This is a genomic window from Klebsiella sp. 10982 (genome assembly GCF_048589245.1).
GTDB lineage: Bacteria > Pseudomonadota > Gammaproteobacteria > Enterobacterales > Enterobacteriaceae > Klebsiella > Klebsiella quasivariicola.
On the sequence record NZ_JBMAXV010000003.1, the window covers coordinates 157,373 to 179,154 of the forward strand.

Below are 21,782 nucleotides of genomic sequence, written 5' to 3' on the forward strand. Positions count from 1 at the left end.
GGCGAAATCCCCCGCAAACCCTGTCTCAGCCGCCCTGAAGAGGCGAAAGGCAGTCTGGCGTTGAATGTTTTTTCAGCGCCATTTTTATTTCTGTAGGGCAAGGAAATCCCTACGCAAACGTTTTCTTTTTCTGTTAGAATGCGCCCCGAACTGGACGACAGGGCGTAAATCGTGGGACGTATATGGTCTGGATTGATTACGCCATTATGGCGGTGCTGGGTCTTTCTTGCCTGGTCAGCCTGATCCGCGGCTTCGTTCGCGAAGCTTTATCGTTAGTCACGTGGGGTTGCGCATTTTATGTCGCCAGCCACTACTACGCTGACCTGTCTGTCTGGTTTACGGGCTTTGAGGATGAACGGGTTCGAAATGGGATTGCTATTGCGGCGCTGTTTATCGTGACGCTCATCGTTGGCGCTATCGTGAACTATGTGATAGGCCAGCTGGTGGAGAAGACCGGTTTGTCAGGAACCGACAGGGTATTGGGGATCTGCTTCGGCGCGCTACGTGGGGTGCTGATCATCGCCGCTATCTTGTTCTTCCTTGATACCTTTACCGGGATGGCGAAGAGCGATGACTGGCATCAGTCGCAGTTTATTCCCTATTTTACCCCCGTCATCAGATGGTTTTTTGAATACCTGCAAAGCTCGTCAAGTTTCTTGCCTAAAGTATAGACTTTGGGTCGTTGCTGAACGAGGAAAAGACGTATGTGCGGTATTGTCGGTATCGCCGGTGTTATGCCGGTTAACCAGTCGATTTATGATGCGCTAACGGTGCTCCAGCACCGTGGACAGGATGCCGCTGGCATCATCACCATTGATGCCAACAACTGCTTCCGGTTGCGTAAGGCTAACGGGCTGGTAAGCGACGTATTCGAAGCCCGCCATATGCAGCGTATGCAGGGCAATATGGGGATTGGCCACGTGCGTTACCCCACGGCGGGCAGCTCCAGCGCCTCCGAGGCGCAGCCGTTTTACGTAAACTCGCCGTATGGCATCACCTTGGCGCATAATGGCAATCTGACCAACGCGCACGAGCTGCGTAAAAAGCTGTTTGAAGAAAAACGCCGCCATATCAATACCACCTCTGATTCCGAAATCCTCCTCAATATTTTCGCCAGTGAGCTGGATAACTTCCGTCACTACCCGCTGGAAGCGGACAACATCTTCGCTGCGATTGCGGCGACCAACCGCCTGATCCGCGGCGCGTACGCGTGCGTGGCGATGATCATCGGTCATGGCATGGTGGCCTTCCGCGACCCCAACGGCATTCGTCCGCTGGTGCTGGGTAAACGCGACGTTGGCGATGGCCGCACCGAGTATATGGTGGCCTCGGAAAGCGTGGCGCTCGATACCCTCGGTTTTGAATTCCTGCGCGATGTCGCGCCGGGCGAAGCGGTCTATATTACCGAGAAAGGCCAGCTGTTTACCCGTCAGTGTGCCGATAATCCGGTCAGCAACCCGTGCCTGTTCGAGTACGTCTATTTTGCCCGTCCAGACTCGTTTATCGACAAAATTTCCGTCTACAGCGCCCGCGTCAATATGGGGACCAAGCTGGGCGAGAAGATTGCCCGCGAGTGGGAAGATCTGGATATTGACGTCGTTATTCCGATCCCGGAGACCTCCTGCGACATCGCTCTGGAAATCGCCCGCATTCTCGACAAGCCTTATCGTCAGGGCTTCGTGAAGAACCGCTACGTCGGCCGGACGTTTATCATGCCGGGCCAGCAGCTGCGTCGTAAATCTGTTCGCCGTAAGCTCAACGCCAACCGCGCGGAATTCCGCGATAAGAATGTGCTGCTGGTCGACGATTCCATTGTACGCGGCACCACCTCTGAGCAGATCATTGAGATGGCGCGCGAAGCCGGGGCGAAAAAAGTTTATCTGGCCTCTGCTGCACCGGAAATTCGCTTCCCGAACGTCTACGGTATCGATATGCCGACCGCCACCGAGCTGATTGCTCATGGCCGCGAAGTGGACGAGATCCGCCAGATCATCGGCGCCGACGGCCTGATTTTCCAGGATCTCAACGATCTGATCGACGCGGTGCGCGCGGAGAACCCGGATATTCAGCAGTTTGAATGCTCGGTGTTCAACGGCGTGTACGTCACACGGGATGTCGACCAGCAGTACCTCGACTACCTTGATTCTCTGCGTAACGATGATGCCAAAGCGGTGCAGCTGCAAAACGAAGTCGAAAACCTCGAGATGCACAACGAGGGCTAACCCGTTTGCGCGTCGCGGGCCCGCCGTTCCTGATGAACGGCGGGCTTTTTTTCGCCCATCAACTGTGCGTCAAAGGTTGCGCCACCGGCTATAATCCGGCAAAGTCTGCGGCACGATGCGCAAGGGGTAACAGAACGTGAAACGACTGATTATTGGCATTTCCGGCGCCAGCGGCGCCATCTATGGCGTGCGGATGCTGCAGGTGCTTCGGGATGTGCCGGATATTGAAACCCATCTTATCCTCAGCCAGGCGGCGCGACAGACGCTGGCCATGGAGACCGACTACTCCGTGCGCGACGTACAGGCGCTGGCCGATGTGGTCCACGACGCCCGCGATATCGCCGCCAGTATCTCTTCCGGTTCGTTTAAAACCGCCGGAATGGTGATTTTACCCTGCTCAATGAAAACGCTCTCTGGCATTGTCCATAGTTATACGGATGGCCTGCTGACGCGGGCCGCAGATGTGGTACTGAAGGAGCGGCGTCCGCTGGTGCTTTGCGTGCGGGAAACGCCGTTCCATCTCGGTCATCTGCGCCTGCTGGTGCAGGCCGCGGAGCTGGGGGCGGTGATTATGCCGCCGGTGCCGGCGTTCTACCACCGGCCGCAAAGCCTGGACGATGTCATCAATCAGACCGTCAACCGGGTGCTCGATCAGTTCGACATTAGCCTGGCAGAAGACTTGTTTACCCGCTGGCAAGGGAGTCCGGATTGCACTAAATAAGTGCATTGCCTGTACGCTCGCGCTGCGATGGTGCAAATTTGTCGTTCCGATCAAATCCTCGACATTTATTTTGTCTTTTTGCGCTCAGGCGCTGCGGTTTCGCCAGTAATGCTGGTATCTTCCCCTTTAAGACAATCCTGCAACTTAATTTTAACAAATTTAACCCTGTTCCCGGCACGCACCGGGAAGGTGGCACAAAAACTGCAGGATTGATCGGCAATCACCATAACAAGCAACGCACCACATCACGACACTTAAGGGTACTGTATGAAGAAGACGATTCTGGCTCTCTCTTTACTCGTGGGAATGAGCAGCACGGCTAGCGTGTTTGCTGCTCTGCCACAGAGCATTCGCATCGGCACTGACGCGACCTATGCGCCGTTTTCGTCGAAAGACGCAAAAGGGGACTTTGTTGGCTTTGATATCGATTTAGGCAATGAACTGTGCTCCCGTATTAAGGTGAAATGTACCTGGGTTGGCAGTGATTTTGACTCCCTGATCCCCTCCCTCAAGGCGAAGAAAATTGACGCCATCATCTCTTCTCTCTCCATCACCGAGAAACGCCAGCAAGAGATCGCCTTCTCTGACAAGCTTTATGCCGCCGACTCGCGCCTGATTGCTGCCAAAGGGTCGCCGATCCAGCCGACGCTGGAGGCGCTGAAAGGTAAGCATGTCGGCGTGCTGCAGGGTTCCACTCAGGAAGCCTATGCTAACGACCGCTGGCGCAGTCAGGGCGTTGACGTGGTGGCCTATCAGAACCAGGACCTGATCTATTCCGACCTCGCGGCTGGTCGTCTGGATGCGGCGCTGCAGGATGAAGTCGCGGCCAGCGAAGGCTTCCTGAAACAGCCTGCCGGAAAAGATTTCGCCTTTGCCGGCCCATCGGTGAAAGATAAAAAGTACTTTGGCGACGGCACCGGTATCGGTCTGCGTAAGGACGACGTCGAACTGAAAGCCGCGTTTGATAAAGCGCTGGGCGAGATGCGTAAAGACGGTACCTACGACAAAATGGCGAAGAAGTACTTCGATTTTAACGTATACGGCGACTAAGACTGCCGCAGGCCCGCACCGCACCGTGGCGTGGGCCTGCAGCCATGTTCGTATTATGCACTGAAAAGGTGCATCAAAGACGCTATGGATCATTTCAGTGCAAATGCAGCCGCTTTTTTGGCTAAAAAATGCATAGTTAAGCGTTTATGATGCAAAAAATCGGCTTTTCTGGTGCATAAATCTTTGCCCTCAAGGGGCGAATAATGGCACGATAACTGGCGTAAATAGTTCTAATAAACCCGTTAGAATGACAGTCTGTCGAGGATAGTTATGAAAAAACTGGCGTTGTCTCTCTCTTTAGCGCTGGCACTTTCCAGCGTTTCCACGGTCTTTGCCGCCATTCCGCAAAAAATTCGTATCGGCACCGATCCGACTTATGCCCCCTTTGAATCGAAGAATGCGCAGGGGGAATTGGTCGGTTTTGATATCGATCTGGCAAAAGAGCTGTGTAAGCGTATTAATACCCAATGTACCTTTGTGGAAAACCCGCTGGATGCGCTGATCCCTTCCTTAAAAGCGAAGAAAATCGACGCGATTATGTCTTCGCTGTCGATTACTGAAAAGCGCCAACAGGAAATCGCTTTCACCGACAAGCTGTACGCGGCGGATTCGCGTCTGGTAGTGAAAAAGGGTAGCCCGGTAACGCCGGATCTCGCCACCCTGAAAGGTAAGCGCGTGGGCGTGCTGCAGGGAACGACTCAGGAAACTTACGGTAACGAGCACTGGGCGCCGAAAGGTATTGAAATTGTCTCCTATCAGGGGCAGGACAATATCTATTCCGACCTGACCGCCGGGCGTATTGACGCCGCGTTCCAGGACGAGGTCGCGGCCAGCGAAGGGTTCCTGAAACAACCTATCGGTAAAGATTACCAGTTTGGCGGTCCGTCAATTAAAGATGAAAAACTGTTTGGCGTCGGCACCGGTATGGGGCTGCGTAAGGAAGATAACGAACTGCGTGAAGCGCTGAATAAGGCGTTTGCAGAGATGCGTAAGGACGGCACCTACGACAAGCTGGCAAAAAAATATTTCGATTTTAACGTATACGGCGAATAATTCTCACGCCTCACCATTGCGTGTGCGTTTCACACGCAATGGTGAATGACAGACAGGGTAGGCAGCATGCTGTATGGGTTTTCACAGGTTATTTTGCAGGGTGCGCTCGTCACTCTGGAGCTTGCGCTCAGCTCGGTCGTTCTCGCCGTTCTGATCGGGCTGGCAGGCGCTGGCGCAAAGCTATCGAGCAATCGTCCACTGGCGCTGGTGTTTGAAGGCTATACCACTCTGATCCGCGGCGTGCCCGATCTGGTGCTAATGCTGCTGATTTTCTACGGTCTGCAAATTGCGCTTAACAGCGTCACCGACGCGCTGGGAATGGCGCAGTTTGATATCGACCCGATGATCGCGGGGATTATTACCCTTGGCTTTATCTATGGCGCCTATTTTACGGAAACGTTCCGCGGCGCCTACCTTGCCGTACCAAAGGGACATATCGAAGCGGCTACCGCCTTTGGCTTTAGCGGCGGGCAAACGTTCCGGCGTATTCTGTTCCCGGCGATGATGCGCTACGCCCTGCCGGGGATCGGCAACAACTGGCAGGTTATCCTCAAGGCGACGGCGCTGGTCTCGCTGCTGGGGCTGGAAGATGTGGTCAAAGCCACGCAGCTGGCGGGGAAAAGCACCTGGCAGCCGTTCTACTTTGCTATCGTCTGCGGCCTGATTTATCTGGTGTTTACCACTCTTTCTAATGGCGTATTGCTGCTGCTCGAACGCCGCTATACCGTTGGCGTGAAGAGGGCTGACCTGTGATTGAAATTATTCAGGAGTACTGGAAATCACTGCTGTGGACCGATGGTTATCGCTTTACCGGCGTGGCGATTACCTTATGGCTGCTGATCGCCTCGGTGGTGATGGGCGGCATCCTGGCGGTGTTTCTGGCAATCGGCCGCGTCTCGAGCAATAAGTTTATCCAGTTTCCCATCTGGCTGTTCACGTACATATTTCGCGGTACGCCGCTGTATGTGCAGCTGCTGGTTTTCTACTCCGGCATGTACACCCTGGAAATTGTTAAAGGGACGGAACTGCTAAATGCCTTCTTCCGCAGTGGGCTTAACTGTACGGTGCTGGCGTTGACCCTCAACACCTGCGCCTATACCACCGAAATTTTCGCTGGCGCGATCCGCTCGGTTCCGGCAGGCGAAATTGAAGCGGCGCGGGCCTATGGCTTCTCTTCCGTCAAACTGTACCGTTGCATTATTCTGCCTTCCGCACTGCGTATTGCGCTGCCGGCCTACAGTAACGAAGTCATCCTGATGCTGCACTCCACTGCGCTGGCGTTTACCGCCACGGTGCCGGATCTGCTGAAAATCGCCCGCGATATCAACTCGGCGACCTATCAGCCCTTCACCGCCTTTGGCATCGCCGCAGTGCTCTATTTAATTATCTCGTATGTGCTGATTAGCTTGTTCCGTAAAGCGGAAAAGCGCTGGTTGCAGCATATCAAACCTTCTTCGACGCATTGAGAACGCCATGTCCGACAATAAATTAAACGTTATCGATCTGCATAAACGCTATGGGGAACATGAGGTGCTGAAGGGCGTTTCGCTGCAGGCGAAAGCCGGGGACGTTATCAGCATCATCGGCTCATCGGGCTCCGGAAAAAGTACTTTTTTGCGCTGCATTAACTTCCTGGAAAAACCGAGCGAAGGCACGATCGTCGTCAGCGGCCAGAATATTGGCCTGGTGCGGGATAAAGACGGCCAGCTAAAGGTGGCTGATAAGAACCAGTTGCGCCTGCTGCGCACCCGCCTGACCATGGTGTTCCAGCATTTCAATCTGTGGAGCCATATGACGGTGCTGGAGAACGTCATGGAGGCGCCGATTCAGGTGCTGGGCTTAAGCAAACAGGAAGCGCGCGAACGGGCGGTGAAATATCTGGCCAAGGTCGGGATTGACGAACGTCAGCAGGTGAAATACCCGGTGCATCTCTCTGGTGGCCAGCAGCAGCGTGTCTCGATTGCCCGCGCGCTGGCGATGGAGCCGGAAGTATTGCTGTTTGATGAACCGACTTCCGCGCTGGATCCCGAGCTGGTGGGCGAAGTGTTACGCATCATGCAGCAACTGGCCGAAGAGGGAAAAACCATGGTGGTGGTGACCCACGAAATGGGCTTTGCCCGCCACGTCTCTTCGCATGTCATTTTCCTGCATCAGGGGAAAATTGAAGAAGAAGGGCATCCGGATGCGTTGTTTGGCGCGCCAAAAAGCCCGCGTTTGCAGCAGTTTCTGAAAGGTTCGCTGAAATAAACGGTTCACCCGACGCCGGGAGGCGTCGGGTATACTTCCCGCTCCAGCCGATAGATCCAGTCATCGTAATCAACACCGTTCAGATGATAGGCTTTCTCCAGCACCTGGGTGCGCACAAAGCCTTGCTTCTCCAGCAGCCGCGATGAGCCATGATTTTCACCCAGCACCCAGGCATTGATGGCCTGCACCCCCAGGGTGCTGAAACCATAATTGCAGATTGCCCGCAGCGCTTCGCTGGCGTAGCCTTTACCCTGAGCCTGCGGCAGCAGCGCATAGCCGACGTCGGCTTCGTGCGGGTTTTTAGGACTGATGCGAAGCCCGATATCACCCAGCGCGACGCCGCGTTTATCACGTAAAACAAACACGCCAGGATCGGCACAGCGACTGACGAAGACGCTGCGCAGCGCCGCCTCGCTTAACACTTCCCCCATAAAACGCATCACCTGCGGATCCTGGCGCAGGCGCAGGAAAAACGGCCAGTCATCGGTAACAAAGCGGGTTAAGGTAAGGCGCGGTGTGGTTATTGTCGTCATAAAGCAGTCAATACGTAGAAAGGAAGGCCCACCTTACCACTTTGCTTCGCCAGGTTACACCGGCGATGGACCCAGGTGTTTCAGGTGTCCCTGTACCCGCTGGTTGCCAGGGATAGTGCGACGCTGCAGCGCCAGGTGGAGGCTATCCGGGCGTTGAGCATGAGCCATCAGAGTGGGATCAGGGGAGCCAATGCTCCCCCGTCTCAGCGATTAACTCAGCACATCCTTAAGCGCTTCGTCGAGATCGTACCAGCGAAAAGCGAACCCGGCGGCTTCCAGCCGTTTAGGCAGCGCGCGCTGGCCGCCAAGCACCAGAACGGCGGATTCCCCCATCAGCAGGCGGATAGCGGCGGCGGGAACGCGGAAAATGGCCGGTCGATTAAGCGCGTGACCCAGCGCGTGGGCGAACTGTTCGTTATGTACCGGATAGGGCGAAACCATATTAAACGGGCCGCGCAGATCGTTATCCAGCAGCCACAAAATACCGTTAACCATATCGTCGATATGGATCCAGGCCAGATACTGTCTGCCACTGCCGATTGGCCCGCCGAGGCCAAGTTTAAAGGCCGGGGTCATTTTACCGAGAATACCGCCCCGCGGGGCCAATACCACACCGGTACGCAGCAGGCAGACGCGGGTGCGCTCGCTTTGCGCTTCGCAGGCAATTTGCTCCCAGCGGGCGCACAGCTTATGGGTAAATTCATTGTGCGGTGGTTCTTCTTCGGTGACCACCACCTCGCCAAGGTCGCCATAATAGCCGGTGGCCGAGCCGCTGATCAGCACGGAAGGCGGGGTATCGCTGGCGCGGATCAGGCCTACCAGCCGCTGAGTGAGATCCCAGCGGCTATGGCATAAGCGCTGTTTCTGTTCGGCCGTCCAGCGTTTATCGGCGATGGGTTCGCCTGCCAGATTAATGACGGCATCAATATCATTGAGGTGGTGATGGCCCTCGAAATCACGCCACAGCGTGACGCGCGGATCGAGGCGCGCGCGTGCGGTATCCGGATGACGCGTGGAGACCGTGACGCTATGCCCAAGTTCCAGCAACCGGGGAATCAGATGTCGGCCAATCAGGCCAGTGCCACCCGTAAGCAGGATCTTCATACCACCTCCCTGACATGATTAGCGCCGCCAGCTCATGGTCATGGATACCGAGTCGGCATAGCGCAGCGCGTGAAGTTTATCGATCTCCACTTCAGCATATGTGACCCAGTGATGTTCGCATGCGATATTCAGCACATCCTGAGTTAATTTTTCCAGCAGTGAGAAACGGTTATTCTCCAGATGGCTGATGATGCGCTTGGTGATGGTGCGGTAGTTCAGCGCATCATTGATGTCTTCGCTATCGCGCGCCTTGTCGGCGGGGTAGTGAATCGCCACATTCACCACCACGTCCTGGCGGTTGGCGATCTCTTCCTCTTTAATACCAATAAAAGTACGCAGGCGCAGGTTCTTAATACGAATAATGGCGTCTGGTTGAGACATTGCAGGCTTCCTCCGTGGTGTTAGTCCCGCAATCATACAACAAAGCGCGACGGGCGAGCAGGGGGTTAATAAGACTGTATTTTTTGCATCGCTGCAATGGTTGCCGGCCGTTGTCGAATCCGCTCATACCAGTTGTGCACCGCCGGATAATTCGCCAGATCGATACGCTGGCGGACATGGTTATTCACCCACGGCCAGGCGGCGATATCGGCAATGCTGTAATGTTCCCCGCCAAGCCACGGGCTGGTTCCCAGGCGGTGATTCAGTACTCCGTACAGACGTTGGGTTTCCACCTGAAAGCGTTCAATAGCGTAGGGCACCGTTTGCGGCGCTGCGTGGGAAAAATGCTGATTTTGTCCCAGCATCGGTCCCAGCCCCCCCACCTGCCAGAACAACCACTGTAATGTGGCGTAGCGCGCCCGAAGCTCACCGCTCAGCAGCTTGCCGCTTTTTTCCGCCAGATAGAGCAGGATGGCGCCGGACTCGAAGACGCTCAACGGCGCGCCACCGTCAACTGGCATGTGGTCGACGATAGCCGGGATTTTGTTATTCGGCGATATCGCGAGAAACTGTGGATGGAACTGCTCTCCTTTGCTGATATCGACGCGGATCAGCCGATAGGCCAGCTGCGCCTCTTCGAGAAACAGGGTGATTTTGTGGCCGTTTGGGGTGGGTGTATAGTAGAGATCGATCATAATATTTCCCGCCGTCGTGGGTCGCAAACTGTTCGAGTATAGGTGAAGCTGCGCGACCCGGGAGAAAATCCGTGACAGCGCCTGCTTTCTGGTTATCGCCAACGGCTTACGCTGGAGAGCAGTGACATCCCCTGCCAGCCAGGCTATGTTGGCGTATTGCCTGTCTATCAATCTTGAGGATGCTATGAATCAGCCCGTGATTACCCTGTGGTCCGATGCGGATTTTTTCTCACCGTACGTGATGTCTGTCTATGTCGCGCTGCAGGAAAAAAGCCTGCCTTTTCGTCTTAAAACCGTTGATCTGAACCGCGGTGAACATCTGCAGGCCGGCTGGACGGGGTATACGGCCACGCGTCGTGTACCGCTACTGGAAGTAGACGATTTCACACTGAGCGAGTCCTCGGCGATAACCGAATATCTTGATGAGCGTTTCGCCCCGCCGGAATGGGAGCGACTTTATCCGCATGACCTGCAAAAACGAGCCCGTGCCCGGCAGATCCAGGCCTGGCTGCGCAGCGATCTGGTGCCCATCCGCGAAGAGCGGTCCACTGCGGTCGTGTTTGGTGGGGAGAAAATGCCGGCGCTCAGCAACGCAGGGAAGCAGTCGGCGGAAAAATTGTTTGCCACTGCCACCACGCTGCTGGCGCACGGCGGGCAAAATTTATTCGGTGAATGGTCTATTGCCGATGCCGACCTGGCGCTGATGCTCAATCGACTGGTCCTCAATGGCGATGACGTACCGGAATCGCTGGCCGATTATGCGACTTTCCAGTGGCAGCGGGCTTCGATCCAGCGTTACGCCGCGCTTTCCGCCAAACGCGCAGGCTGATAACCCGTCGCGCTTCCGTTATCATAGTGGCATCGTAACCTGTGGAGATAAAATCTATGAAGCTCATGTTTGCCTCCGATATTCATGGTTCGCTGCCCGCTACGGAACGCGTGCTTGAACGGTTCGCGCAAAGCGGGGCCAGGTGGCTCGTTGTTCTTGGGGATGTGCTCAATCACGGGCCGCGTAACGCGCTGCCGGAGGGGTATGCGCCGGCTGAGGTGGCTGAGCGGTTAAATAGCGTGGCGGAACGTATCATTGCCGTTCGTGGCAACTGTGACAGCGAAGTGGACCAGATGCTGCTTCGTTTTCCCATCACCGCGCCCTGGCAGCAGGTGCTCAGCGAACGCTACCGCCTGTTTCTGACTCACGGTCATCTGTATAGCCCCGAAAATTTGCCCCCACTTGCCGCTGGCGATGTGCTGGCTTACGGCCATACTCATATACCGGTCGCAGAAAAACGCGGTGAGGTTTACCTCTTTAATCCTGGCTCAGTGAGTATCCCGAAAGGGGGTTATACCGCCAGCTATGGGCTGCTGGATGAGGGACGTCTGCAGGTTTTAGCACTCAATGATAATCAGGTTATTGCAGAGGTCGCAATTTACCCGTAATTTAGCCTTCAATCATAAAGACGCGCCGCGAGAGCGCTTTTAAAGTAAGGTTTCCTGATGGCGGAACAGAATCATTTGGCAAGCACAGAATGGGTCGATATTGTTAATGAAAACAATGAGGTGATAGCGCAGTCCAGCCGCGAACAGATGCGTGCGCAGTGCCTGCGTCACCGGGCGACCTATATCGTCGTTCACGACGGAATGGGGAAAATTCTGGTGCAGCGACGCACCGAGACGAAAGACTTTCATCCTGGGATGCTGGATGCCACCGCCGGTGGTGTCGTTCAGGCTGATGAACAGTTACTGGAGTCGGCCCGTCGCGAGGCCGAAGAAGAGTTAGGCATCGCCGGGGTGCCGTTTGCCGATCACGGCCAGTTCTATTACGAAGATAAATTCTGCCGCGTCTGGGGAAGCCTGTTCAGCTGCGTCTCGCACGGGCCGTTTGCCCTGCAGGAAGAAGAGGTGAGCGAGGTGTGCTGGTTAACGCCGGAAGAGATCACCGCCCGCTGCGATGAGTTCACGCCGGACTCCCTGAAAGCGCTGGCGCTGTGGATGACCCGCAATGCGGGTAACGAATATGATGAGGCAGAAGAGAGCGAGCGCGAGTAATCGCGCCATCACACGGCAGCCACAACGGCTCGCCCGTGACGAAAAAAGGCAGCCTTTGGCTGCCTTTTGTTTTATCTCAGCGGGAGATTACTTCTGCTGCTGAGCAGACTGGATCGCGGTCAGAGCGATGGTGTAGACGATATCATCTACCAGCGCGCCACGAGACAGGTCGTTGACCGGCTTACGCATACCCTGCAGCATCGGCCCGATGGAGATCAGGTCGGCAGAACGCTGTACGGCTTTATAAGTGGTGTTACCGGTGTTCAGATCCGGGAAGATGAACACGGTCGCGCGGCCAGCTACCGGTGAGTTCGGCGCTTTGGACTTCGCTACGTCAGCCATCACCGCGGCGTCATACTGCAGCGGGCCGTCGATCATCAGGTCAGGACGTTTTTCCTGCGCCAGACGCGTTGCTTCACGAACTTTCTCGACATCGCTACCCGCGCCGGAGGTACCGGTGGAGTAGGAGAGCATCGCTACGCGCGGTTCAATACCGAAGGCAATCGCCGAGTCAGCGGACTGAATGGCGATTTCCGCCAGCTGTTCTGCGGTCGGATCCGGGTTGATCGCGCAGTCACCGTAAACGTATACCTGTTCCGGCAGCAGCATGAAGAACACGGAAGAGACCAGCGAGCTGCCCGGAGCGGTTTTGATCAGCTGCAGCGGCGGACGAATGGTGTTGGCGGTGGTGTGAACCGCGCCGGACACCAGGCCGTCAACTTCATCCTGTTCCAGCATCAGGGTGCCGAGAACCACATTGTCTTCCAGCTGTTCGCGGGCGACCGCTTCGGTCATGCCTTTGTTCTTACGCAGTTCGACCAGGCGACCCACATAGCTTTCACGCACTACTTCCGGATCGACGATTTCGATACCCGCGCCCAGCTCAACGCCCTGGGCTGCGGCAACGCGATTGATTTCATCCGGGTTACCCAGCAGGACGCAGGTCGCGATCCCGCGTTCGGCGCAGATTGCGGCCGCTTTCACGGTACGCGGTTCGTCGCCTTCCGGCAGAACGACGCGTTTGCCGGCTTTGCGCGCCAGCTCGGTCAGCTGGTAGCGGAAGGCTGGCGGGGAGAGACGACGGCTGCGCTCGGAGGTCGCGGTCAGCGATTCGATCCAGTCGGCGTTAATGTAGTTGGCTACATATTCCTGAACTTTCTCGATGCGCTCGTGATCGTCAACCGGTACTTCGAGGTTGAAGCTCTGCAGGCTCAGGGAGGTCTGCCAGGTGTTGGTGTTGACCATGAATACCGGCAGGCCGGTCGCGAAAGCACGTTCGCACAGCTTGCTGATACGCGCGTCCATTTCATAGCCGCCGGTCAGCAGGATGGCGCCGATTTCCACGCCGTTCATCGCGGCCAGGCAGGCTGCGACCAGTACGTCAGGACGGTCGGCGGAAGTGACCAGCAGCGAGCCTGCGCGGAAGTGCTCCAGCATGTGCGGGATGCTGCGTGCGCAGAAGGTCACAGATTTCACGCGGCGGGTGTTGATATCGCCTTCGTTGATGATGGTCGCATTCAGGTGATGGGCCATGTCGATCGCACGGGTAGCGATCAGATCAAAGCTCCACGGTACCGCGCCCAGCACCGGCAGAGAACTGCCTTTCTGCAGCTGAGCCGGATCAACCTTCACCACTTTCGCTTTCGAAGAGTCGTCGAAGATTTCCGACAGATCAGGACGGGTGCGGCCCTGATCGTCGACCGGCGCATTCAGTTTGTTGATGATAACGCCAGTGATGCTGGTGTTTTTTGCGCCGCCAAAGCTGTTGCGGGTCAGTTCAATACGCTCGTTCAGCTGTTCTGGCGTATCGGTACCCTGAGACATCACGAAGACGATCTCTGCGTTCAGCGTTTTAGCGATCTCAAAGTTCAGCGCCTGGGCGAACTGATGCTTACGGGTCGGTACCAGACCTTCCACCAGAACCACTTCCGCGTCCTGAGTGTTCGCATGGTAGTTGGCGATGATCTCTTCCATCAGCACATCTTTCTGATTGCTGGAGAGCAGAGATTCCACGTGGCTCATCTTCAGCGGTTCAGCCGCGGTGGTGGTGGAGGAGCTGGCGCGAACGATGGTGGTCGTCTGGTCCGGGGCATCGCCACCGGAGCGCGGCTGGGCGATAGGTTTAAAGACGCTCAGACGAACGCCTTTGCGTTCCATAGCGCGGATCACACCGAGGCTGACGCTGGTCAGGCCTACGCTGGTACCGGTAGGAATTAACATGATAGTACGGGACACGGTATATCCTCTTTCGTTACCGCCAGTATCAGGCGGGATACAAAACAGCACCACCAGCTACCCGTTATATTTCAAGTTGCACGTGCGTTGGCTCTACTTGCTCACCCCGATCGCGTACGCGATGTACGCGCCGGGGATTTGCTGTGTCGCCGCCTTCCTGCAGCTCGAATTATTGCGGGTCAGGGCTGGCGGTGTGGAATTAAGCGGTCAGACGGCTGGCGTCTTGCGCGATGACCAGTTCTTCGTTGGTCGGGATAACCACGGCAGGACGGGTGCCTTCTTTGTTGATGAAGCCAGACTTGCCGAAACGAGCAGCCAGGTTACGTTCATGGTCAACTTCGAAGCCCAGTACGCCCAGTTTGCCCAGCGACAGTTCACGCACCATCGCGGCGTTTTCACCGATACCACCGGTGAAGATAACAGCGTCGAGACGACCGTCCATCAGCGCGGTGTAGGAGCCGATGTATTTCGCCAGGCGGTGGCAGTATACGTCCATCGCGCGTTTAGCGTCGGCTTTTTCCTTGTAGTTGTCTTCTACGTAGCGGCAGTCGCTGGTGACTTCGGTCAGACCCAGCAGGCCGGACTCTTTGGTCAGCATTTTGTTGATGGCGTCAACGCTCATGCCCAGGGTGTCGTGCAGATGGAAGATGATGGCCGGATCGATGTCACCGGAACGGGTACCCATCACCAGGCCTTCCAGCGGGGTCAGACCCATGGAGGTATCAACGCATTTGCCGTTACGGATTGCCGATACAGAACCACCGTTGCCGAGGTGGCAGGTGATGATGTTCAGCTCTTCTACCGGCTTGTTCAGGATTTTAGCGGCTTCCTGGGTCACATAGAAGTGGCTGGTGCCGTGTGCGCCGTAGCGACGAACGCCATGCTCTTTGTACAGGCTGTACGGCAGGGCATAGAGGTAAGATTCTTCCGGCATAGTCTGATGGAACGCCGTATCGAATACCGCCACGTTTTTGTCTTTCAGATGCGGGAAAGATTTCAGCGCTTCAGCGATGCCGATCAGGTGTGCCGGGTTGTGCAGCGGTGCGAAGGACGCAGCGTCTTTAATGCCCTGAATCACAGATTCGTCAATCACCACGGAGCTGGTGTATTTTTCGCCGCCATGGACGATACGGTGGCCGATTGCGGTCAGTTGAGCAGACAGTTCTGGTTTTTGTGCCAGAATAGTGTTAACGATAAAGTTCAGTGCTTCACTGTGCGCAGCGCCCGCGCCTAATTCGGCTTCGTGTTTGCCGCCGTCAATTTTCCATTTGATACGGGCTTCCGGCAGGTGGAAGCATTCCGCTAAACCGGACAGGTATTCGTCGCCGTTAACGGCGTCAAGGATAGCAAATTTCAGAGAGGAGCTACCGCAGTTCAGAACCAGTACTAACTTACTCGACATGGAAGTACCTTTTTATGATACGTGGCTAAAAAAACGTCAGGGTGTCATTAGCGTAGCGCAGGATGACCTCGACATTTATGATTAACATCATGCCTTGTTCTGTTTTCGGGCACGATGAGAGAAGTACATTTGATTTTATGCCATTTTGCATATTTTTCAGCCAATGGCAGAATATGCGATAATTTGACTAGCCTGGCAAAAGAGTCTATCCGCCCTTTCAGGCGGGCACAGGATACCTGATTGCGGCATCCTTTGCCAAAATCTTTTGAACGTTGTCATGCATAGTTGGTGTTTTGCACGAATTTTTTAAGTTTTATATGTAAAGTTGAGGTAAAGCCATGTCGACCCCCGAGAAACGCCCCGTTAGCTTCTTTAGCTTGTTCAACCGTGGGCAGCACTATGCCAGGACCTGGCCTCTCGACAAGCGCCTCGCGCCGGTATTTATTGAAAACCGCATCATTCGAGCTACCCGCTATGCCATCCGCATTATGCCGCCGATCGCTATTTTTACCCTGTGCTGGCAGATAGCCCTTGGCGGACAGCTGGGTCCTGCCGTGGCCACCGCGCTGTTTGCGCTGAGCCTGCCGATGCAAGGATTATGGTGGTTGGGTAAGCGGTCGGTGACGCCGCTGCCGCCGTCCATTCTTAACTGGTTCTATGAAGTGCGTGGCAAACTGCAGGAGGCAGGGCAGGCGTTGGCCCCCGTCGACGGCAAGCCCGATTATCAGGCGCTGGCTGACACGCTTAAGCGCGCCTTCAAACAACTGGATAAAACTTTCCTTGATGATTTGTAATTCACTACGGAAAACGCATATAAAAGAAGGCGCATGATTTATGCGCCTTCTTTATTTCACGCCCTACCGTGCTACAGGAGTCACAACATGGAAATGACCAATGCGCAGCGTCTGATTTTATCCAATCAGTACAAAATGATGACGATGCTCGACCCGGACAACGCGGAACGCTACCGTCGTCTGCAAACCATTATTGAGCGTGGGTATGGGCTGCAGATGCGAGAGCTGGACCGCGAGTTCGGCCAGCTGACGGAAGAAACCTGCCGTACCGTTATCGATATCATGGAGATGTACCATGCGCTACATGTCTCCTGGACTAACCTGAAGGATGCGGCCGGTATCGACGAGCGTCGCGTCACCTTCCTCGGCTTTGATGCCGCTACCGAAGCGCGTTTTCTCGGCTACGTGCGCTTTATGGTCAATGTCGAAGGCCGCTACAGTCATTTTGACGCCGGCACCCATGGCTTTAACTCGCAGACCCCAATGTGGGAGAAATACCAGCGAATGCTGAGCGTCTGGCACGCCTGCCCGCGCCAGTATCACCTGAGCAGTAATGAAATTAACCAAATTATTAATGCCTGAGGGAGGTGCCCGTGCAGTGTAAAGGTTTCCTGTTCGATTTAGACGGGACGCTGGTGGATTCCTTGCCGGTGGTGGAGCGTTCATGGTGTAAGTGGGGGGATCGTTTCGCCATTGATCATGATGAAATACTCAATTTTATTCACGGCAAGCAGGCTATTACCTCCATTCGCCATTTTATGCCGGGTCGCAGCGAGGAAGATATTCAGGCCGAATTTCGCTACCTCGAGCAGATGGAAGCCACTGACATCGAGGGCGTCGTCGCCCTGCCGGGGGCGTTAGCCCTGCTGAATACGCTCAATGAAGCCGGCATCCCGTGGGCGATTGTGACCTCGGGGTCGATTCCGGTTGCCCATGCGCGTCACCGCGCGGCGGGGCTGCCAATGCCGGAGGTGTTTGTCACCGCTGAGCAGGTGAAACACGGCAAGCCAGCGCCGGATGCCTATCTGCTGGGCGCCGAGCGGCTGGGGTTGCCGGCTGAGCAGTGCGCCGTGGTGGAAGACGCGCCTGCGGGACTGCTCTCCGGACTGGCGGCGGGCTGTCGCACCATCGCGGTCAACGTGCCTGCCGATGCTCCTCGTCTGGATGAAGCTGACCTCGTGTTGAGCAGCCTGGAAGATCTGCTGGTAGAACGCCAGGCGAACGGCTTTGTTAATGTGCGTCTTAAAGCGTAAACGTATGATTTCCCCCCGCGTTGTCGGGGCTTTTTTATGCCACTATGTCGACTCCCTCTTCTGACAAGGAAACGTTGTGAACGGTGAATTGATTTGGGTTTTATCCCTCCTGGCCATCGCGGTTGTGCTGTTTGCTACCGGCAAGGTGCGCATGGATGCTATTGCCCTGATGGTTATTGTCGCCTTCGTCCTCAGCGGCACGCTGACGCTGAATGAGGCTTTTTCCGGATTCAGCGATCCTAACGTGATCCTCATTGCCGCCTTGTTTATTATCGGTGACGGCCTGGTGCGCACCGGGGTGGCTACCAAGATGGGGGCCTGGCTGGTGAGCGTGGCTGGCAGCAGCGAAACCAAGATGCTGATCTACCTGATGCTCACCGTCGCCGGGTTGGGCGCCTTCATGAGTTCAACCGGCGTGGTTGCTATTTTCATCCCGGTGGTGCTCAGCGTGTCGGCGCGGATGAATACCTCACCCTCGCGGCTGATGATGCCGCTGAGCTTCGCCGGGCTTATCAGTGGGATGATGACCCTGGTCGCAACGCCGCCCAACCTGGTGGTCAACAGTGAACTGCTGCGCGAAGGGCTGCACGGCTTCATTTTTTTCAGCGTTACGCCGATTGGCCTGGTGGTGCTGATCCTTGGCATCGTCTATATGCTGGCTGTGCGCTTTATGCTGAAAACAGATAATGGCGAATCCGCGCGTGATGGCCGCAAAAGAAGCACATTTCGCGATCTGATCCGCGAATATCACCTCACCGGCCGCGCCCGCCGCCTGGCGATCCGTCCCGGTTCGCCAATGATCGGCCAGCGGCTGGATGATTTAAAACTGCGTGAGCGCTACTGCGCCAACGTCATCGGCGTTGAACGCTGGCGGCGGTTCCGTCGGGTGATTGTTAACGTCAACGGGGTATCGGAATTCCGCGCCCGTGACGTCCTGCTGATCGATATGTCCGCCTCCGATGTCGATTTACGCCAGTTCTGTGGTGAGCAGATGCTCGAGCCGATGGTGCTGCGCGGCGAGTATTTTGCCGATCAGGCGCTGGACGTGGGTATGGCGGAGGTGGCGCTGATCCCGGACTCAGAGATGATGGGTAAAACGGTGCGTGAGATAGCGTTCCGCACCCGGTTTGGTCTCAATATCGTCGGCATGAAACGTGATGGCAAGGCGATGGATGGATCCGTGGTCGATGAGCCGCTGCAGCTCGGCGATATTCTGCTGGTGGTCGGCAACTGGCGGCAAATTGCCCTGCTGGCGAAGCGTGGGCGTGATTTCGTGGTGCTCAATATGCCGGTTGAGGTCGATGACGCTTCGCCGGCACACAGCCAGGCTCCGCACGCGATTTTCTGTCTGGTGCTGATGGTAGCCTTGATGCTCACCGATGAAATTCCCAACCCGATTGCCGCGATCATCGCCTGCCTGCTGATGGGCAAATTCCGCTGCATCAACGCTGAAAGCGCCTATAAGGCGATCCACTGGCCAAGCATTATTCTGATCGTCGGGATGATGCCTTTTGCGCAGGCGCTGCAGAAAACCGGCGGGGTGGATCTGGTGGTCAAGGGGCTGATGGACGTCGCCGGAGGCGAGGGGCCTTATCTGATGCTCGGCTGCCTGTTTGTGATGTGCGCGACGATAGGCCTGTTTATTTCTAATACCGCGACCGCGGTGCTGATGGCGCCTATCGCCTTAGCGGCGGCGAAGTCGATGGGCGTATCGCCGTATCCCTTTGCCATGGTGGTAGCGATGGCGGCATCGGCGGCATTTATGACCCCGGTTTCCTCGCCCGTCAACACCCTGGTGCTTGGCCCGGGTAAGTATTCCTTCAGCGACTTTGTGAAGATTGGCGTCCCTTTCACTGTGCTGGTGATGGTGGTCTGCGTGCTGCTGATTCCGGTACTCTTCCCGTTTTAAGCTATACAGGCAGGCCGGGCAACCGCTGCCCGGCCTGCCTGTTACAGCGGCGAATCCTGGCTAATTTCATCCAGCGATAGCTGGAAGCTTGGGACAAATACCTGCATAAAGTAATCCATCTCCGCGCTGCGCCGTGATTCCAGGGTCTTTTCCAGACGGCCTTTAGCGAGCAGAAATTCGTTGTTGCCTGCAGACAGTTCTTCGAGGCATTTCAGGTAGGCGCAAAGGGCGTCAGCCTGTTTGACGATCGACTGCTCTTCCTCGCTGTAGTGGTGCTCGTCAATCAGCGGTTCGAAAATATCCCGCAGCTCGTCAGGGACCATATCCACCAGTTTTTGCTGCGCAATCTTTTCAATCGCCTTATATTCCTGGGCAATCTGTGAATTGAAGTATTTCACCGGGGTAGGCAGATCGCCGGTGAGCACTTCGGAGGCATCGTGGTACATCGCCAGCAGAGCGATACGTTCGGCGTTGACCTGGCCGCCAAATTTGCGGTTTTTAATCGCCGCCAGCGCGTGGGCAACCATTGCCACCTGCAGACTGTGCTCGGAAACATTTTCGGTGCGCACGTTGCGCATCAGTGGCCAGCGGTTGATAAGTTTCAGGCGGGAGAGGTGGGCAAAGAAATGACTCTGACTCATAGGAACCCTTAATCAGTGACAACATCGGCTTCCATTGTGCGCAGGGAACGCCGCCGGATGCAAATGCCGGCGGCGGAGCGATTAAAGCTGGTGGTAGCCGGAGAGGAAGCGGCCAAAGCGGGAGATCGCCATCTCCAGGTCGTCTTCGCGAGGCAGGGTCACGATGCGCACATGATCCGGCCACGGCCAGTTAAAGGCGGTTCCCTGTACCAACAGGACTTTTTCCTGCAGCAGGAAATCAAGCACCATTTTCTGGTCGTCGTGAATATTAAAGCGCTTCGCGTCGATTTTCGGGAACATATACAGCGCGCCTTTTGGCTTCATGCAGGAAACGCCCGGGATATCGTTGATCAGCTCCCAGGCGCGATTGCGTTGTTCATACAGACGCCCGCCGGGAATAATAAATTCGCTGATACTCTGATAGCCGCCGAGCGCGGTTTGAATGGCATGCTGGGCCGGGACGTTGGCGCACAGGCGCATCGACGCCAGCATCTCCAGCCCTTCAATATAGCCCTTCGCGTGTTTTTTCGGCCCATTCAGCACCATCCAGCCCTGACGGAAGCCGGCAACGCGGTAGGTTTTTGACAGCCCGTTGAAGGTCACGGTCAGCAGGTCAGGCGCGAGAGCGGCAATCGAATGATGCTCGGCGTCGTCGTAGAGGATCTTATCGTAGATTTCATCGGCGAAAATGATCAGGTTATGCTGGCGGGCGATCTCGACGATCTCCTGCAGCAGTTCTTTGGAGTAGACGGCGCCGGTGGGGTTGTTAGGGTTAATGATCACGATCCCGCGCGTGCGCGGGGTGATTTTCGCGCGGATATCGTCAAGATCCGGGAACCAGTCAGAGGATTCGTCGCACAGGTAGTGTACCGCCTTGCCGCTGGAAAGCGACACCGCCGCTGTCCACAGCGGGTAATCGGGGGCGGGAACCAGCATCTCATCGCCGCTGTTTAACAGCGCCTGCATTGCCTGCACAATCAGCTCAGAAACGCCATTACCAATGTAGATATCTTCCACCGTGACATCGCGCATTCCCCGCGCCTGGTAATGCTGCATGATGGCTTTACGCGCCGAGTACAATCCTTTCGAATCGCAGTACCCCTGGGCGGTAGGGAGATTGCGGATGACGTCGACGAGGATCTCGTCGGGGGCCTCGAAGCCGAACGGCGCCGGGTTACCGATGTTCAGTTTCAGAACCTTATTGCCTTCTTCTTCAAGACGTTTCGCTTCTTTCAGAACCGGGCCGCGGATGTCATAACAGACGTTCTCTAACTTGCTGGATTTTTCGATGGGGGACATGAATCTTGACCTTTTTAGCTGTTATTGCCACTCCCTGCCGTGGAAGTCAGCACGGAACAATGTACTCCGCATCCCCGCTGTTTTGAAGGCTTTGCAGGAGAAGATTTTGCTAATACAGGATTTTAAGCGTAATTGATTTATCTATCATGTGGGGATTTAATCTATAGCTTATGCCTGTTTATGTCTATTTTTCGGTC

General features: G+C 55.9%; 24 protein-coding genes and 1 pseudogene. 16 read left to right on the forward strand and 9 right to left on the reverse strand.

What is annotated here, in order from left to right; all coding sequences use genetic code 11:
• The first annotated feature begins 182 nt into the window (after positions 1-182).
• From cvpA to ACKLKD_RS03915, 3 genes are all read left to right on the forward strand, one after another.
• The gene (cvpA, locus tag ACKLKD_RS03905; RefSeq protein ID WP_002913214.1) at positions 183-671 is read left to right on the forward strand and encodes a colicin V production protein; all 489 of its coding nucleotides are present in this window, start codon (positions 183-185) and stop codon (positions 669-671) included.
• 33 nt (positions 672-704) lie between these two features.
• On the forward strand, positions 705-2,222 hold the full coding sequence (purF, locus tag ACKLKD_RS03910) for an amidophosphoribosyltransferase (RefSeq protein WP_080896896.1): 1,518 nt from the start codon (positions 705-707) through the stop codon (positions 2,220-2,222).
• A gap of 136 nt (positions 2,223-2,358) precedes the next feature.
• Positions 2,359-2,943 carry a UbiX family flavin prenyltransferase gene (locus ACKLKD_RS03915; protein WP_025714145.1) on the forward strand — a complete coding sequence of 195 codons (585 nt, stop codon included), beginning with the start codon at positions 2,359-2,361 and terminating at the stop codon, positions 2,941-2,943.
• 65 nt (positions 2,944-3,008) lie between these two features.
• On the opposite strand, the gene ACKLKD_RS03920 is transcribed toward ACKLKD_RS03915, so the two are convergent.
• Positions 3,009-3,170, reverse strand: a complete 162-nt coding sequence (locus ACKLKD_RS03920) for a hypothetical protein (protein WP_042929783.1) — start codon at positions 3,168-3,170, stop codon at positions 3,009-3,011.
• Between the two features lie 40 nt (positions 3,171-3,210).
• On the opposite strand from ACKLKD_RS03920, the gene argT reads away from it, so the two are divergent.
• From argT to hisP, 5 genes are all read left to right on the forward strand, one after another.
• A complete protein-coding gene (gene argT / locus ACKLKD_RS03925) occupies positions 3,211-3,993 on the forward strand; it encodes a lysine/arginine/ornithine ABC transporter substrate-binding protein ArgT (RefSeq protein ID WP_025714144.1) in 783 nt (260 codons plus the stop codon).
• A 270-nt stretch (positions 3,994-4,263) separates the two neighbouring features.
• Complete coding sequence (gene hisJ / locus ACKLKD_RS03930) at positions 4,264-5,046, forward strand: histidine ABC transporter substrate-binding protein HisJ (protein WP_002913209.1); 783 nt, start codon at positions 4,264-4,266, stop codon at positions 5,044-5,046.
• A gap of 66 nt (positions 5,047-5,112) precedes the next feature.
• A complete protein-coding gene (locus ACKLKD_RS03935) occupies positions 5,113-5,799 on the forward strand; it encodes a histidine ABC transporter permease HisQ (RefSeq protein ID WP_004201769.1) in 687 nt (228 codons plus the stop codon).
• Complete coding sequence (hisM, locus tag ACKLKD_RS03940) at positions 5,796-6,512, forward strand: histidine ABC transporter permease HisM (protein WP_025714142.1); 717 nt, start codon at positions 5,796-5,798, stop codon at positions 6,510-6,512. The genes ACKLKD_RS03935 and hisM overlap by 4 nt, the downstream gene beginning before the upstream one ends.
• Before the next feature lie 7 nt (positions 6,513-6,519).
• On the forward strand, positions 6,520-7,293 hold the full coding sequence (hisP, locus tag ACKLKD_RS03945) for a histidine ABC transporter ATP-binding protein HisP (RefSeq protein WP_025714141.1): 774 nt from the start codon (positions 6,520-6,522) through the stop codon (positions 7,291-7,293).
• Positions 7,294-7,298: 5 nt separating this feature from the next.
• Here the strand turns inward: hisP and ACKLKD_RS03950 are convergent, their stop codons facing one another.
• On the reverse strand, positions 7,299-7,826 hold the full coding sequence (locus ACKLKD_RS03950) for a GNAT family N-acetyltransferase (protein WP_080896900.1): 528 nt from the start codon (positions 7,824-7,826) through the stop codon (positions 7,299-7,301).
• Between the two features lie 123 nt (positions 7,827-7,949).
• Between ACKLKD_RS03950 and ACKLKD_RS03955 the strand changes: the two are divergent.
• Positions 7,950-8,054: pseudogene (locus ACKLKD_RS03955) on the forward strand (hypothetical protein); the annotation flags it as partial.
• Here ACKLKD_RS03955 and ACKLKD_RS03960 read toward each other — a convergent pair.
• From ACKLKD_RS03960 to yfcG, 3 genes are all read right to left on the reverse strand, one after another.
• Positions 8,037-8,930: a TIGR01777 family oxidoreductase gene (locus ACKLKD_RS03960; RefSeq protein ID WP_025714139.1), complete on the reverse strand. Its 894-nt coding sequence runs from the start codon at positions 8,928-8,930 to the stop codon at positions 8,037-8,039. The pseudogene ACKLKD_RS03955 and the gene ACKLKD_RS03960 overlap by 18 nt on opposite strands.
• An 18-nt stretch (positions 8,931-8,948) precedes the next feature.
• On the reverse strand, positions 8,949-9,311 hold the full coding sequence (folX, locus tag ACKLKD_RS03965) for a dihydroneopterin triphosphate 2'-epimerase (protein WP_025714138.1): 363 nt from the start codon (positions 9,309-9,311) through the stop codon (positions 8,949-8,951).
• 65 nt (positions 9,312-9,376) lie between these two features.
• Complete coding sequence (gene yfcG, locus ACKLKD_RS03970; protein WP_080896901.1) at positions 9,377-10,006, reverse strand: GSH-dependent disulfide bond oxidoreductase; 630 nt, start codon at positions 10,004-10,006, stop codon at positions 9,377-9,379.
• A 184-nt stretch (positions 10,007-10,190) separates the two neighbouring features.
• Between yfcG and yfcF the strand changes: the two genes are divergently transcribed.
• Genes yfcF through yfcD form a run of 3 tightly spaced genes read left to right on the forward strand, consistent with a single transcriptional unit; the run spans position 10,191 to position 12,052 of the window.
• A complete protein-coding gene (gene yfcF, locus ACKLKD_RS03975) occupies positions 10,191-10,835 on the forward strand; it encodes a glutathione transferase (protein ID WP_080896902.1) in 645 nt (214 codons plus the stop codon).
• 56 nt (positions 10,836-10,891) lie between these two features.
• Entirely contained in the window at positions 10,892-11,443 is a 552-nt protein-coding gene (yfcE, locus tag ACKLKD_RS03980; RefSeq protein WP_025714135.1) for a phosphodiesterase, read from the forward strand.
• A gap of 57 nt (positions 11,444-11,500) precedes the next feature.
• On the forward strand, positions 11,501-12,052 hold the full coding sequence (gene yfcD, locus ACKLKD_RS03985; RefSeq protein ID WP_025714134.1) for an NUDIX hydrolase YfcD: 552 nt from the start codon (positions 11,501-11,503) through the stop codon (positions 12,050-12,052).
• A gap of 87 nt (positions 12,053-12,139) precedes the next feature.
• Here the strand turns inward: yfcD and pta are convergent, their stop codons facing one another.
• Both pta and ackA read right to left on the reverse strand, forming a co-directional pair.
• Positions 12,140-14,287, reverse strand: coding sequence for a phosphate acetyltransferase (gene pta / locus ACKLKD_RS03990; RefSeq protein WP_080896903.1), 2,148 nt, complete (start codon positions 14,285-14,287; stop codon positions 12,140-12,142).
• 199 nt (positions 14,288-14,486) lie between these two features.
• Entirely contained in the window at positions 14,487-15,689 is a 1,203-nt protein-coding gene (gene ackA / locus ACKLKD_RS03995) for an acetate kinase (protein ID WP_080896904.1), read from the reverse strand.
• A gap of 338 nt (positions 15,690-16,027) precedes the next feature.
• Between ackA and yfbV the strand changes: the two genes are divergently transcribed.
• From yfbV to ACKLKD_RS04015, 4 genes are all read left to right on the forward strand, one after another.
• On the forward strand, positions 16,028-16,483 hold the full coding sequence (gene yfbV, locus ACKLKD_RS04000; RefSeq protein ID WP_025714131.1) for a terminus macrodomain insulation protein YfbV: 456 nt from the start codon (positions 16,028-16,030) through the stop codon (positions 16,481-16,483).
• Between the two features lie 87 nt (positions 16,484-16,570).
• On the forward strand, positions 16,571-17,065 hold the full coding sequence (locus ACKLKD_RS04005) for a YfbU family protein (RefSeq protein WP_004201754.1): 495 nt from the start codon (positions 16,571-16,573) through the stop codon (positions 17,063-17,065).
• Between the two features lie 11 nt (positions 17,066-17,076).
• A complete protein-coding gene (locus ACKLKD_RS04010) occupies positions 17,077-17,736 on the forward strand; it encodes a sugar phosphatase (protein ID WP_025714130.1) in 660 nt (219 codons plus the stop codon).
• A 76-nt stretch (positions 17,737-17,812) separates the two neighbouring features.
• Entirely contained in the window at positions 17,813-19,645 is a 1,833-nt protein-coding gene (locus ACKLKD_RS04015) for an SLC13 family permease (protein ID WP_025714129.1), read from the forward strand.
• 41 nt (positions 19,646-19,686) lie between these two features.
• Here the strand turns inward: ACKLKD_RS04015 and yfbR are convergent, their stop codons facing one another.
• Positions 19,687-20,286 carry a 5'-deoxynucleotidase gene (gene yfbR / locus ACKLKD_RS04020; RefSeq protein ID WP_025711575.1) on the reverse strand — a complete coding sequence of 200 codons (600 nt, stop codon included), beginning with the start codon at positions 20,284-20,286 and terminating at the stop codon, positions 19,687-19,689.
• An 81-nt stretch (positions 20,287-20,367) separates the two neighbouring features.
• Positions 20,368-21,585: an alanine transaminase AlaA gene (alaA, locus tag ACKLKD_RS04025; protein WP_025711576.1), complete on the reverse strand. Its 1,218-nt coding sequence runs from the start codon at positions 21,583-21,585 to the stop codon at positions 20,368-20,370.
• Positions 21,586-21,782 lie beyond the last annotated feature (197 nt).